This is a genomic window from Flavobacterium sp. CFS9 (assembly GCF_041154745.1).
In the GTDB taxonomy this organism is placed as follows: domain Bacteria; phylum Bacteroidota; class Bacteroidia; order Flavobacteriales; family Flavobacteriaceae; genus Flavobacterium.
In genome coordinates, this window is record NZ_AP031573.1 from 2,704,058 (window position 1) to 2,715,737 (window position 11,680).

An 11,680-nucleotide genomic window follows, 5' to 3' on the forward strand; every position below is an offset into this window, starting at 1 on the left:
AATTTTAAATAAAAAATAAAAATATTAAGCTGTAAGGGGTTAAGTTTTAAAGTTTTAGTTGAAAAGCTTAGAAACTTAGTATCTTTGCAGCTTAGTAACTTAAATAAAGAATGGCAAAAGTAGTATTAGAATGTTCGTTTTGTGGAAGAAAAAAGCCAGAAACTAATTTATTGATTGCAGGTATCAATGCACATATCTGTGATAAGTGTATCGAACAGGCACATGGAATTGTATTAGAAGAGTTAAAATCAAGTGGAAGCTCAAAACTGGTTGGGGATTTAATTTTAAAGAAACCAAAAGAAATCAGAGCTTTCTTAGATCAATATGTTATTGGCCAGGATCAGACTAAAAAAGTAATGTCGGTTGCCGTTTACAATCACTACAAACGTTTGATGCAACAGCAATTAGACGATGAGGTTGAGATTGAAAAAAGTAACATCATCATGGTGGGACAAACCGGAACAGGAAAAACATTAGTGGCAAAAACGATTGCCAAAATGTTAGATGTTCCTTTGGCTATCGTTGATGCGACCGTACTTACCGAAGCAGGTTATGTAGGAGAGGATGTTGAAAGTATTTTAACACGTTTGCTGCAGGCTGCCGATTATGATGTAACCAAAGCCGAAAGAGGAATCGTTTTTATTGACGAGATTGATAAAATCGCCCGTAAGAGTGATAATCCGTCTATTACACGTGACGTTTCCGGTGAAGGAGTACAACAGGCTTTATTAAAACTTCTTGAAGGGACAATTGTAAACGTACCGCCAAAAGGAGGACGTAAACACCCGGACCAGAAATTTGTGGAAGTAAATACCCAAAACATCCTGTTTATTGCAGGAGGTGCTTTTGATGGTGTTGAACGTATTATTTCTAAACGTTTGAACCGTCAGGCTGTTGGATATTCAACTTCTAAAAACGTAGACAATATCGATAAAGACAATTTATTGCAGTATATTATTCCAAAAGATATCAAAGATTTTGGTTTGATCCCTGAAATTATCGGGCGTTTACCGGTTTTGACGCACATGGATCCTTTAGACAAAGAAACTCTGCGTGCAATTTTGACACAGCCTAAAAATGCTTTGGTAAAACAATACCAAAAACTATTCTTAATGGATGAAGTTGAATTCACCATTACAGATGAAGCATTAGATTTTATTGTAGACAAAGCATTAGAGTATAAATTAGGAGCACGTGGATTGCGTTCGTTATGCGAAGCAATCTTAACCGATGCCATGTACGAACTGCCAAGTTCAGACGATAAAGTTTTAACCATCGATAAGGATTACGCAAAACATACTCTGAATAAAAATCTATTGAAGCGTATGGAAATCGCTTCGTAAGTTTCCGTAATAAGATTAAATAATTTATAAAAAGCCTGTTCGTTAATTCGAACAGGCTTTTTTTTGTAAAATAAAACCTATATTTTAAATCGCATAATATAATATTTTTCTTATATTTATGAAAATTAATTTGTATGAAAAATATTAAAAAATTAGCGATCCTCTTAATGGTTTTAGGAGTTGCGGTGTTAACAGGTCGTTGTGTTTCAGATGAAGCAGGAAGTGAACAAAAAATAGAGCAATCTATTCATGTTAGTGAAGCGAAGGTTTGGTTTGAACAGTATCAATCGAAGGCAGAAATTGACTCGTCGTTTAATAATCAGGTTTATGATTGGAATAGTGCAGCTGTAGAAAAGTTTGAAAATGGATCTGAGGCAATTGTGGTCACTGTTAAAGATAGAAACCTGAGTGACGCCTATAAAGGACAAAAATTATTGTATTTATATCCTTTAGAAAATAAAAAGGAATTTTCGGCTACATTATATGAGATACTCCCTTTATCAGAATCTTTAGAAAAAATAAAAACTTCAGGAGATTTAGTTAACTTTAATGGGTATATCATTGCCTGGGATTTAGAAAAGGGATTTGTAAATGGGGCAAAATTTGAAAACTCCAATACTACAGGAGCACTAACAGGACTTAGAGTAATCTCTCCGGAGGAATTTGAGCGCCTCAATAAATCGACTGCTAAGTCAGATTCAGATCCTTTTGAATTGGATGAAGTGATCATTCGCAGAGAAAAATCCGAGAATAAGCAGGAATATGGAGGAGGAGCTTATGGAGGCAGTCTAAAATCAGGATCGAAAGGTAATAGTCCAAAGGGATATGTGAAGTCTCCGGGAGGTGGTGGAAGTGGAAGTTCTACAGGATCAACGGTAACTAAAGTTATTCCGCCTAGTTGTGAGAGTTTTAATTTTACGTCGAAAAAAGGGGCTAATTGGCAAGTAGCGATGGTCAAAAATATTAATTTTAGAGTTATAGGATTGAGTCCAAAAGGAATTGAAATATTGCATGTTCTTAGTTATCCACAAGCAATATATTTTGGTACGCCAACAAATATACAGGTGGGTAATACAGATATGACACCAGGAATTGCGGCAAATGTTTCTGCTCGGGCACTTCAACAATCAATGCAGGACGTAATAGATAAATATGGAGGAACAGACGTGTCAGATTTGATACTTGATCGATATTTTAGAGAGAGATTAGTACACAATTATCCTCTTTACGTTAGTGGAGGCAGGATAAATTTTAATTCAACTGAAAAACTTCCCGCGACTAATTATAAAACAAATACATGGACTTCAGGAAACTGTAATTAACTATTTAAATCGATTAATATGATTGAAAAGGTTTTAAAAAATGTAGTTTATTTATTCTATCCGCGAAATATATGTGCCTTTAAAGAAAAAGACATTTATTTTATTTCCGAGGAGTATAAGAGATTACTTCAAATAATAAATGATTTTAATAATGAAGAGGGGAAAGTCTTTAGGAAGAGAATTGTTGCAGAGTTTGAACATGATTACACATTAAATAAATTAAATGACCACACCTTGTTTGATTTAGGGGATAGATGTATGACTTTTAATGTGAGTGTAATCGAAGATGGTGAGTTATATACAATATCATTATTTATTAGCATTATAGTCCCATATTATGTAATTAAAGTTCAAAAAAATATAATTGACTTGTATTTCTCCAAATCAGAAGTAACAAATTTAGAAGAAAAAAATATAGAAATAAGAGCTGTAAATGAATTAGTTATGGATATTGAAACAGTAATTGAGGATAAATTTTTGTACAAAAAATTTCCAAAAGAAATACTTAATTCAGTTGTTGAAGATATTAGTTTTCAAGATACAGAGTTTGGCTGTTTTACGATGTTTATTGCTTTTTTTAATAATGTAATTATCAAAGAAAATGAAAAGTGATTTTTTAATATTTCTGACAATTACCGGCTTATTGTTAATTTTTCTTTACTTCTTCGAGTACAATTTTAATTTTTGTATTTCCAATACATTTTATCTTGTAAGTTATTTTTTCCCTGTTTTATTAGTGTTTCTATTAGGGGTTGTATATTATTTGATAAAGTTTATAAAAAAGAAGAGAAACTAAAAAAACAAATTTAAAAATACGAGAGCATACTTCATTTTTTTGTTTTTCTCTTTATTCGCCAATGTTGCTACTGGTCAAACAAGCAGCAAAGTTGATAACGAAGATTATGAGGTAATAAACCAAATAGAGCTTTCAACTTACAGCTAACTAAAATGAGTGGAAACCGCCTTCATTCGATTTGTTTAAACATTAGTGTTTTGTCTCCATATTTCACATGTTATGTTCTGGATATATTAGTTGACTTAGAAAATGTAAAATGGATCAAAAGACCTAATAAAAATGAAGATTTAGAGATCGTTTATGCCAGTGAAATTAATAAAATTGTTGCATTAAGTGAAAAGTATGGGATTACAAAATTTCCGCCAGAATTATTAAGTTATAGACTTCCGGAAATTAGTAGAGGATTTATACCTTTTGGAGAATTTACATTTTTCAACGCATTCTTTTTAGATGAATATTATACAAGATTATGAAATACGTTATTTACATTTTTTTAATTTTTGGTATAGGATTATTGGTGTATGGTTATATTTATCCAACTGAATATTGTCTGGATTTCAACATTCATGATTCCTATTATGTGTTTAGCTACAGGCCAGTAGCAACAGCTGTATTATTGTTTTCTTTGTTACTTTATATGGTACATTTTTTATATAAAAAAGTACGGTAATTTATAAACTAAGAGGTATAGTTAACAATAAGTTACAATTGAAAAAAGAAGTACCTTTAAGAATACACGGGGCAAGAGTACAATTTAACTCAACTACTGCTTTACCAGCAACTGAGCACAAAACGACTACCATATTTTCAACTGATTGCCGATAATTGATATTTATGATTGGAAAAATTTTAATGAATTTAGCATATTTATATTATCCTAAGAATATATGTCCATGGACTCAAAAGGAATTGTATTTAGAAACTATGGAGTATGAAAGATTGAAAGCATTAATTGAATATTTTGATTCTGAGGAAAATCAGAAACTACGAAATAGTATTAGAGTTGAATTTGATAAAGATTTAGTCTTAAGTGATTTTCAAGATTTTTCCAGACTGGATTGGGAAGATCGATGTTATACCTTTTTTTTGAATATTGTTGAAGGAGGTGAATTGTGCTCGATTACTTTGCATTTAAGTATCTTGATTCCTTATTATGTGATTGAGACGGTAATTCATAAGAACCAAATGATAATTTCGAAATCTAGGATCGAAGAATTGGAGAAAGAAAATTTAGATCCGAGAAAAATGAAAGATTTGGTTTTGGACATTAAATCAATTGTTGAAACCAAACTACTGTATCAAGAATTTCCAGAAACATTAATTCATGGTGTTATTGAAGATATTAGTTTTCAGGATATATATTTAGGTCATTTTAAAATGTATAATGCTTTTTTTAATAATCGTCGATGAAAAGAATAACTAGAAACTATTTGATTTTTTTAGCTTTGTGCGTTTTGTTATTGATCTGTTCCTACTTTTCTGAGTATTTCTATACAATTTGCCTCTATGATACTTATTATCTTATAAGTTATTTTTATTTTGTTATTCTTTTTTTGCTTATTGGTACTATCCTTTATTTTCTTAGATTGCTCCAATTTAGAAAAAGAAGAAGTTGAATGTAGGAAAATAGTAAAAAACCTGTTCATTAATCTGAACAGGTTTTTTTGCGAAGAAAATAACTTTCTAAGTTAATTTATTTATTGTAATTTTTTTCCTACATTTGTAAAAATAGATTTGTGTGAAGGATATTAAAAAATTTGCCATTGTTATAATTGTTTTAGGACTTCCAATGCTGGTCACTCATTGGCTTTTAATAAAAAAGAAAGAAAAGAAAAAAATAGAGAAATCTATTGCTATTGATAAAGAAAAAGTCTGGCTGGAACAGTATCAGTCAACAGCAAAAATGGATTCTTTATTTTGAAGACAGGATTATCATTGGGATAATAGCACATCAGGAAAACTTTCAAAAATAAATCTGAAATAATTACTGTACCCTAAACTTCTCCCGATACTCAATAGGTTTCATGCCTACCATTTTATAAAAAACTTTCCTAAAGGCTTTCGGATCATTATAGCCTGTTTTCTCAATAATTTCAGAAATCGAAAGCTGTGTTTGTTCCAGATATTTCTTCGAACTTTCGACTCTTATATTTTGCAGGTATTCAATAGGCGGGATGCCGGTAACCTGTTTGAAACGTCGCGTCATATTACGGGTGCTGGTAGGAATGTCTTTGGTGATTTCTTCCAGTTTTTCGATTGTATGGTACTGACTTTCTATTTTTTGCTGCAACATGGCAACTAAGGCATCATTGTGCAAATGGTTGGGTCTAAAGGTGCTGAAATAACTTTGCTTGTATCGGTTTAGGTCGATCGAAAAAATCTTTGCAATCTGAACTGCAATCTCATTTCCACAGTATTTCTGAACCAAAAGAATCAACAGGTGAAACGTTGAGGTAGAACCTCCGCTGGTATACAAACTGCCATCGGCTGTTAAGGTTTCCTCGGGCTTCAATTTTACGAGTGGGAACGCTTTGGTAAAAGCACTGCAGGCATCAACGTGTGTGGTGGCTAATTTTTCGTTAAGCAAACCGGATGCCGCAAATAAAAAGGCACCCGTACAAAAACTGGCCAGTTCAGCACCGGATTGATGATGTTTTTTCAGCCATGGGATAAAGTTTTTGTTCTTTGCGATCATTTCGCTCATATTATCGGTAGTAAAAGCCGGAATCAGGATAAGTTCGAGGGTTACTGTAGAATCTTCAATCGGATTTACTTTATAGCCGAATAAATGCGCTTCCTTAATCTGTTCTGCCAATTGAAATACCATAATTTCAAAAGGTTTTTCGTTTTCTTTAGCAAGTTTGTTGGCGGTTTCAAAAACTTCTAAAATAGCGGCTATACTTAGTAATTTATAGTCGTGCGGAACAATTAATCCTACTTTCTTAGTCATGACTGCATTGGTTTTTGGAAAAATGATAGGTAACAAAAGTAAGTATTTTGTCTTAAATGACCCTAAAAATGACTTTTAATGTAACTTAAAGCTAATGCTAAAAAACTAAATTTGCTTTAAATAATTTGTAATTTTATAAAGAAACATATTTGATTTTAATAATTAAGTAATAACTAATTTAAAGTATATAACTAAAACAGAAACAAAATGATAACAGTACAAAACACGATTAATGCATCAGTAGACAAAGTTTGGGAATTTTGGACAGCACCGGAACACATTACAAAATGGAATTTTGCTTCTCCGGATTGGCACACACCTTATGCAGAAAATGATTTAAGAGAAGGAGGAAAGTTTAAATCTACTATGGCTGCGAAAGACGGCAGTATGAGTTTTGATTTTGGAGGGGAGTATACTCTGGTAGAAAAAAATAAGGTTATTGAATATGTTTTAGGAGATGGAAGAAAAGTTGAAATTACTTTTAAAGAAACACCAAACGGAGTGGAAGTAATTGAAAAATTTGATCCTGAAACAGAAAACCCGGAAGAAATGCAGCGTGGGGGCTGGCAAGCCATCATGGATAATTTTAAAAGTTATACCGAAAGCAATTAATCTTTTAAGGTTCAAAGTGGCAAAGTAACAAAGAGGAAGGGTTTTGGTGTTTTTCGAAAATAATACCAAGTCTGAAGAGTTTTTGTGAGATAGAGTGTAAACATAGGTTTAATTTAAAAAGCAGTAAGAATGACAAAACAAATTTGGCTGAATTTGCCGGTAAAAGAGGTGGCAAAATCAAAAGCTTTTTTTTCGGAAATAGGATTCTCTTTTAATGAAGAACACGACACACCAAAGTCAACTTGTATGGTGATTGGAGAAGGAAAATTTGTAGTAATGCTTTTTGAAGAAAAATTGTTTGCCAGTTTTTCTCATAATCAACTGACAGATACTAAAACAAGTACGGAAGTTTTGATTTCGATTGATGCTGAAAGTACTGCCGAAGTGGATGAACTGGCAAGGAAAGTTAAAGAGGCCGGAGGAACTGTTTTTACGCCACCTTCAGAAAGTCAGGGATGGATGTATGGCTGTGGCTTTGCAGATTTAGACGGTCATCGCTGGAATATTTTATTTATGGATTTTAGTAAACTATCATGAGTATGGAAACATTAGAATTTAAAATTAGAATTAAAGCGCCGGTACAAAAAGTCTGGGCAGTTTTATGGAACGAAGAAACGTATAAGAAATGGACAGGATCTTTTTGCGAAGGGTCATATGCCATAAGCGATTGGAATCAGGGCGACAAAATACATTTCTTGTCTCCAAACGGAGAAGGAATGAATAGTGTCATTGAAACGAAAATTCCAAATGAGTATATGGCTTTTAAACATATCGGCGAAATCAAAGACTTTAAAGAATTACCTCTTGATGAAGAAACCAAAAAGTGGTCAGGTTGCATGGAAACGTATCGATTGACAGCCAATGACGAATTTACTGATTTGGTAGCGCAGGTAGATGTAGTTGAGAAATACATCGATTATTTTAAAAAAGCATTTCCAAAAGGACTGGAGACCGCTAAAGAACTCTCAGAAAAATAAAAAACAAACAACAAACAAAAAAACAAATATCATGGCAACAGCAGTAAACCCTTATTTAATTTTTAACGGAAATTGCGAAGAAGCATTTCTGTTTTATCAATCTGTTTTTGGAGGAGAATTTCCGTATCTTGGAAGATTCAATGAAATGCCGGAAGGTGAAGAAGGATGCGGTGCTCCGGTATCCGAAAAAGATGCTAACCGAATCATGCACGTTTCATTGCCAATTGGAAACACTATCTTAATGGGAAGTGACAGCAGCGAGCAATCTGGAGACGTAACGTTTGGTGGAAATTTCTCTATCTCTATAAATGTGGACAGTGCAGCAGAAGGAGACCGTATTTTTAACGGACTTTCGGCAGGTGGGACTGTTTATATGCCGATGGCGAAAACCTTTTGGGGAGCTTATTTTGGAATGTTTAAAGATAAGTTTGATGTAAGCTGGATGGTAAACTTTGATGAAAACCAGGCAGGTTAAAAACAATTTTTTATATTTTATCACAATACTAATAGATTTCAGGGATTCACCATTTTAATCCTTGAAATCTATGATAAAAAAACAATCCAGAGATTGAAAAAGTTAGGTTATTTTAATCCCTGAACATTATTGTTAAATTACTCCAAAAAGCACAGTATTAGGTGCTTTTTCTTTTTAAAAAACAATCAATATCCTTTTTTATCAATATTAGATTGTCGATTTTTGTCGCTTCATAAAATCAATAAAGATAAAATGGCTACAGAAGATAAAGAGATTATTTTATTAAAGGTTTCGGGACATGATAAAATAGGAGTGACAGCAGGGTTAACCGCTGTATTGGCAACTTACGATGCAAATATTTTAGATATTGGTCAGGCCGATATTCATGATACGCTTTCTCTGGGGATTTTATTCGAAATTCAGGCAGGTTCCTCTTCTGGCCCCGTTTTAAAAGATTTATTGTTCAAAGCTTATGAATTGGCAATTAAAGTAAAATTTATTCCAATTTCTATAGACGATTACGAAAAGTGGGTAAAATCACAATCCAAACAACGTTATATCATCAATATTTTGGGCGAAAAACTGGCCGCTTCTCAATTGGCTGCCGTAACCAAAATAATGTCAGCCCAAAATCTGAATATTGATTCTATTATAAGATTAACAGGAAGAACTTCTATTGTGGATTTAGAAGAATATCCTCGTTCCTGCATACAATTATCCGTGACCGGAGACATTGTAAATAAAATTGACATGACAGCAAGTTTTATGGAAATTTCCAGAACGTTAAATGTTGATATTTCATTCCAGGAAGACAATATTTATAGACGAAACAGACGTTTGGTTTGCTTCGATATGGATTCTACTTTAATTCAGACCGAAGTAATCGACGAACTGGCTGAGCTGAACGGCGTAGGAGATCAGGTTAGAGCTATCACAGAATCAGCAATGAATGGCGAGATTGACTTCAACGAAAGTTTCAAACAGCGTATGGCATTGCTTGAAGGATTGAGTGAAGATGTTTTGCAGAAGGTAGCGGTTAATTTACCCATTACAAAAGGAGCGCATCGCTTAATGAAAGCCCTGAAATATTACGGATACAAAACCGCAATTTTGTCCGGAGGATTTACCTATTTTGGAGAGTATCTGCAAAAAGAATTGGGTATCGATTACGTCCATGCCAATAAGTTAGAGATAAAAGACGGTAAACTTACCGGTAAATATATAGGTGATATTGTAGACGGTCAAAAGAAAGCCGAATACCTAAAAGCAATCGCCGACAAAGAAGGAATTCACATTAACCAAACGATTGCGGTTGGAGATGGTGCCAATGATTTGCCAATGATCAATTTAGCAGGTCTGGGAATTGCTTTTCATGCCAAACCCAAAGTAAAAGAAAATGCGGCAACGTCAATTTCAAGTCTGGGTCTTGACGGAGTTTTGTATTTATTAGGATACCACGACAGATACATTGATATGATGTAAATTATTGTCGGGCTGAGCGAAGTCGAAGCCCTTTTCAATGTCAAAAAGAACTTTGATTTCGCTCATTTTAGTCAGGCTGAGCGAAGTCGAAGCTATGAGCATGCCCCGCTGAAAAAGCGGGTCGGGCTATCCGTTCCGCACAAGCGAAGCGAACTGACGAAGTAATCTTTTTGTCCGCCACTGCGGACAAAAAGGATTTCTACTTCTATTCCTCTGTTAGAATTATTACTTTTGACTTTCTCGGGATTTCAATTCCTCTTTAATGTCTTTTAAAGTCTTAAAATTTAAAATAAGTAAAGGCAGTAAAGCAATAGGAACAACCTGAGAAGCGCTAAATCCTTTCTTTAAAACAAGATAGATGTTCACGATAAATAATAGTGCTAAAATTACAGCAAATGCATATGTAGCTGATTTTGACATTTTTTGGCTTTTAAGCAATTCTTCGGTGGTCATTTTGCTAAACTTTTCGTTTTTCATTTTATTATGGTTTTGGTTAATTTGATTTTTTACTGCAAGTTATCAGCTTGCAAGATTGTTTAATTTCCAGCCTTTTCCAATTAAGTGTTTTTTGCATTTGAAACAAAAATCAGTTTCTTCATCCAGATGATTTTTTCCTTCTGCATCTCTCATTAAACAGTTTTTTACAGCACAATGAGGTAGTCCTTCGGTATGTCCCAATTCATGCAGTACCACTTTGTAAAATTGAGCGCTTTTATTTTGTTTGCTTAATCTAAAGTCAGAGACCACACAGGATTTACCAGGATGATAGCCTAGTCCCATAACTCCCCAGTCTTTCGTTTTTTCTTTGGTCACACTAATGTCACGGTTTGATAAACCTATAATTACAGAATCTGTACCAATATTGTTTTTGATCGTTTTAATAATACTGTCAGCTCGATACCTGTTTCGGGGTTCGTAAAATGCACTTTCCGGAAAAGGAATGTTGGCTCTTAAAACAACATTAGGGTTAATCGTTTGTATTTTATGATAAACCTCTTTTGCCTGCTCCGTTTTGAAACTCCCCAAAGGCTGAAGGACAATTATTTTTGGATGCTGTTTCTGGGTACAGGAGATGAAAAAAAATATTAAAATCAAAATGTAATTTCTCATTTCGCCGATCCTAAGTTTGTTAATTCAACACTTTTAATAGATCCGAGAGGAGCAATTTTGATCGCATTATTTTTTGGAGTCAGGTAAAAGTAATAAGCACTATTAACATCTATTAAAAAAACTGCCTCAGTTTCTCCTGTGTTAAAGGTGATTTTTTGTTTGTATTTCAATTCATTTGTTCTGATCTTCTCTGCAATTTTATAACCTCCGCCAATTCCTAAACCAATAAAAAAACTTAGTAATCCGGCTCCAACGCAAACTAAAAATTTTTGTTTCAGTTTGTTTTTGATTTCAGCATCTGAGAATTTTTCCCCGTTTAGATTTGTTCCTATTACTTTTTTTGCCCAGTTTTTGTTGCGATGACTATAGCATAAACTTAAAACAAGTATGACAATAGCAGCGAAAACAATTAAACTTAATAAGACAATTGGATTTGCGGTTAAATCAGCAACAGGACTGATGAGAATATCCATAATGGTTGAATACTTCAGAATGTTTATCTTCAGTTGGAAAAAGAAAACACATTCTTTTAGAATTCCCAGTATGACTAGAAAAAGATAACCTAACGGAATTAAATTTTGGATTTTTTCTATTAATTTCATTCTAAATTAAC

General features: G+C 33.4%; 15 protein-coding genes. 11 read left to right on the forward strand and 4 right to left on the reverse strand.

The annotated features are described in order from the left end of the window. Positions 1–110: 110 nt before the first annotated feature. The 6 genes from clpX (at position 111) to ACAM30_RS11680 (ending at position 5,382) form a co-directional block, all read left to right on the forward strand. A complete protein-coding gene (gene clpX / locus ACAM30_RS11655) occupies positions 111–1,343 on the forward strand; it encodes an ATP-dependent Clp protease ATP-binding subunit ClpX (protein WP_369614818.1) in 1,233 nt (410 codons plus the stop codon). A 134-nt stretch (positions 1,344–1,477) separates the two neighbouring features. Further along, entirely contained in the window at positions 1,478–2,665 is a 1,188-nt protein-coding gene (locus ACAM30_RS11660) for a hypothetical protein (RefSeq protein WP_369614819.1), read from the forward strand. A gap of 18 nt (positions 2,666–2,683) precedes the next feature. Next, positions 2,684–3,277, forward strand: coding sequence for a hypothetical protein (locus tag ACAM30_RS11665; RefSeq protein ID WP_369614820.1), 594 nt, complete (start codon positions 2,684–2,686; stop codon positions 3,275–3,277). 336 nt (positions 3,278–3,613) lie between these two features. After that, positions 3,614–3,934 (forward strand): hypothetical protein, encoded by a 321-nt coding sequence (locus tag ACAM30_RS11670; protein ID WP_369614821.1) that lies wholly within the window; start codon positions 3,614–3,616, stop codon positions 3,932–3,934. Between the two features lie 361 nt (positions 3,935–4,295). Then, positions 4,296–4,871, forward strand: coding sequence for a hypothetical protein (locus tag ACAM30_RS11675; RefSeq protein ID WP_369614822.1), 576 nt, complete (start codon positions 4,296–4,298; stop codon positions 4,869–4,871). A 328-nt stretch (positions 4,872–5,199) separates the two neighbouring features. Further along, positions 5,200–5,382 (forward strand): hypothetical protein, encoded by a 183-nt coding sequence (locus ACAM30_RS11680; protein WP_369614823.1) that lies wholly within the window; start codon positions 5,200–5,202, stop codon positions 5,380–5,382. Between the two features lie 63 nt (positions 5,383–5,445). Here ACAM30_RS11680 and ACAM30_RS11685 read toward each other — a convergent pair whose 3' ends face one another. Next, a complete protein-coding gene (locus ACAM30_RS11685) occupies positions 5,446–6,411 on the reverse strand; it encodes a GlxA family transcriptional regulator (RefSeq protein WP_369614824.1) in 966 nt (321 codons plus the stop codon). Positions 6,412–6,618: 207 nt separating this feature from the next. Here ACAM30_RS11685 and ACAM30_RS11690 point away from each other — a divergent pair, with 207 nt between their 5' ends. The 5 genes from ACAM30_RS11690 (at position 6,619) to serB (ending at position 9,957) form a co-directional block, all read left to right on the forward strand. Further along, positions 6,619–7,023 carry an SRPBCC family protein gene (locus ACAM30_RS11690; protein WP_369614825.1) on the forward strand — a complete coding sequence of 135 codons (405 nt, stop codon included), beginning with the start codon at positions 6,619–6,621 and terminating at the stop codon, positions 7,021–7,023. Positions 7,024–7,152: 129 nt separating this feature from the next. After that, the gene (locus tag ACAM30_RS11695; RefSeq protein ID WP_369614826.1) at positions 7,153–7,560 is read left to right on the forward strand and encodes a VOC family protein; all 408 of its coding nucleotides are present in this window, start codon (positions 7,153–7,155) and stop codon (positions 7,558–7,560) included. A 2-nt stretch (positions 7,561–7,562) separates the two neighbouring features. Then, entirely contained in the window at positions 7,563–8,000 is a 438-nt protein-coding gene (locus ACAM30_RS11700) for an SRPBCC domain-containing protein (RefSeq protein WP_369614827.1), read from the forward strand. Between the two features lie 31 nt (positions 8,001–8,031). After that, positions 8,032–8,475 carry a VOC family protein gene (locus ACAM30_RS11705; RefSeq protein WP_369614828.1) on the forward strand — a complete coding sequence of 148 codons (444 nt, stop codon included), beginning with the start codon at positions 8,032–8,034 and terminating at the stop codon, positions 8,473–8,475. Positions 8,476–8,727: 252 nt separating this feature from the next. Continuing rightward, positions 8,728–9,957, forward strand: a complete 1,230-nt coding sequence (gene serB / locus ACAM30_RS11710; RefSeq protein ID WP_369614829.1) for a phosphoserine phosphatase SerB — start codon at positions 8,728–8,730, stop codon at positions 9,955–9,957. Positions 9,958–10,182: 225 nt separating this feature from the next. On the opposite strand, the gene ACAM30_RS11715 is transcribed toward serB, so the two are convergent. The 3 genes from ACAM30_RS11715 to ACAM30_RS11725 are packed head-to-tail and all read right to left on the reverse strand — an operon-like array spanning position 10,183 to position 11,669. Beyond that, positions 10,183–10,434, reverse strand: coding sequence for a redox-active disulfide protein 2 (locus tag ACAM30_RS11715; RefSeq protein WP_369614830.1), 252 nt, complete (start codon positions 10,432–10,434; stop codon positions 10,183–10,185). Positions 10,435–10,476: 42 nt separating this feature from the next. Further along, positions 10,477–11,067 carry a Zn-dependent protease gene (locus ACAM30_RS11720; RefSeq protein ID WP_369614831.1) on the reverse strand — a complete coding sequence of 197 codons (591 nt, stop codon included), beginning with the start codon at positions 11,065–11,067 and terminating at the stop codon, positions 10,477–10,479. Next, the gene (locus ACAM30_RS11725) at positions 11,064–11,669 is read right to left on the reverse strand and encodes a hypothetical protein (RefSeq protein ID WP_369614832.1); all 606 of its coding nucleotides are present in this window, start codon (positions 11,667–11,669) and stop codon (positions 11,064–11,066) included. Before ACAM30_RS11725 ends, ACAM30_RS11720 begins: the two co-directional genes overlap by 4 nt. Positions 11,670–11,680: the final 11 nt, after the last annotated feature.

Excerpts from the sequence above, each read along its gene's own strand:
- ACAM30_RS11725 (WP_369614832.1), bottom strand. The coding sequence starts at position 11,669 with ATGAAATTAATAGAAAAAATCCAAAATTTAATTCCGTTAGGTTATCTT.
- ACAM30_RS11665 (WP_369614820.1), top strand. The coding sequence starts at position 2,684 with ATGATTGAAAAGGTTTTAAAAAATGTAGTTTATTTATTCTATCCGCGA.
- ACAM30_RS11670 (WP_369614821.1), top strand. The coding sequence starts at position 3,614 with ATGAGTGGAAACCGCCTTCATTCGATTTGTTTAAACATTAGTGTTTTG.
- ACAM30_RS11705 (WP_369614828.1), top strand. The coding sequence starts at position 8,032 with ATGGCAACAGCAGTAAACCCTTATTTAATTTTTAACGGAAATTGCGAA.
- ACAM30_RS11715 (WP_369614830.1), bottom strand. The coding sequence starts at position 10,434 with ATGAAAAACGAAAAGTTTAGCAAAATGACCACCGAAGAATTGCTTAAA.
- ACAM30_RS11700 (WP_369614827.1), top strand. The coding sequence starts at position 7,563 with ATGGAAACATTAGAATTTAAAATTAGAATTAAAGCGCCGGTACAAAAA.
- ACAM30_RS11660 (WP_369614819.1), top strand. The coding sequence starts at position 1,478 with ATGAAAAATATTAAAAAATTAGCGATCCTCTTAATGGTTTTAGGAGTT.
- ACAM30_RS11695 (WP_369614826.1), top strand. The coding sequence starts at position 7,153 with ATGACAAAACAAATTTGGCTGAATTTGCCGGTAAAAGAGGTGGCAAAA.
- serB (WP_369614829.1), top strand. The coding sequence starts at position 8,728 with ATGGCTACAGAAGATAAAGAGATTATTTTATTAAAGGTTTCGGGACAT.
- ACAM30_RS11720 (WP_369614831.1), bottom strand. The coding sequence starts at position 11,067 with ATGAGAAATTACATTTTGATTTTAATATTTTTTTTCATCTCCTGTACC.
- ACAM30_RS11690 (WP_369614825.1), top strand. The coding sequence starts at position 6,619 with ATGATAACAGTACAAAACACGATTAATGCATCAGTAGACAAAGTTTGG.
- clpX (WP_369614818.1), top strand. The coding sequence starts at position 111 with ATGGCAAAAGTAGTATTAGAATGTTCGTTTTGTGGAAGAAAAAAGCCA.
- ACAM30_RS11685 (WP_369614824.1), bottom strand. The coding sequence starts at position 6,411 with ATGACTAAGAAAGTAGGATTAATTGTTCCGCACGACTATAAATTACTA.
- ACAM30_RS11675 (WP_369614822.1), top strand. The coding sequence starts at position 4,296 with ATGATTGGAAAAATTTTAATGAATTTAGCATATTTATATTATCCTAAG.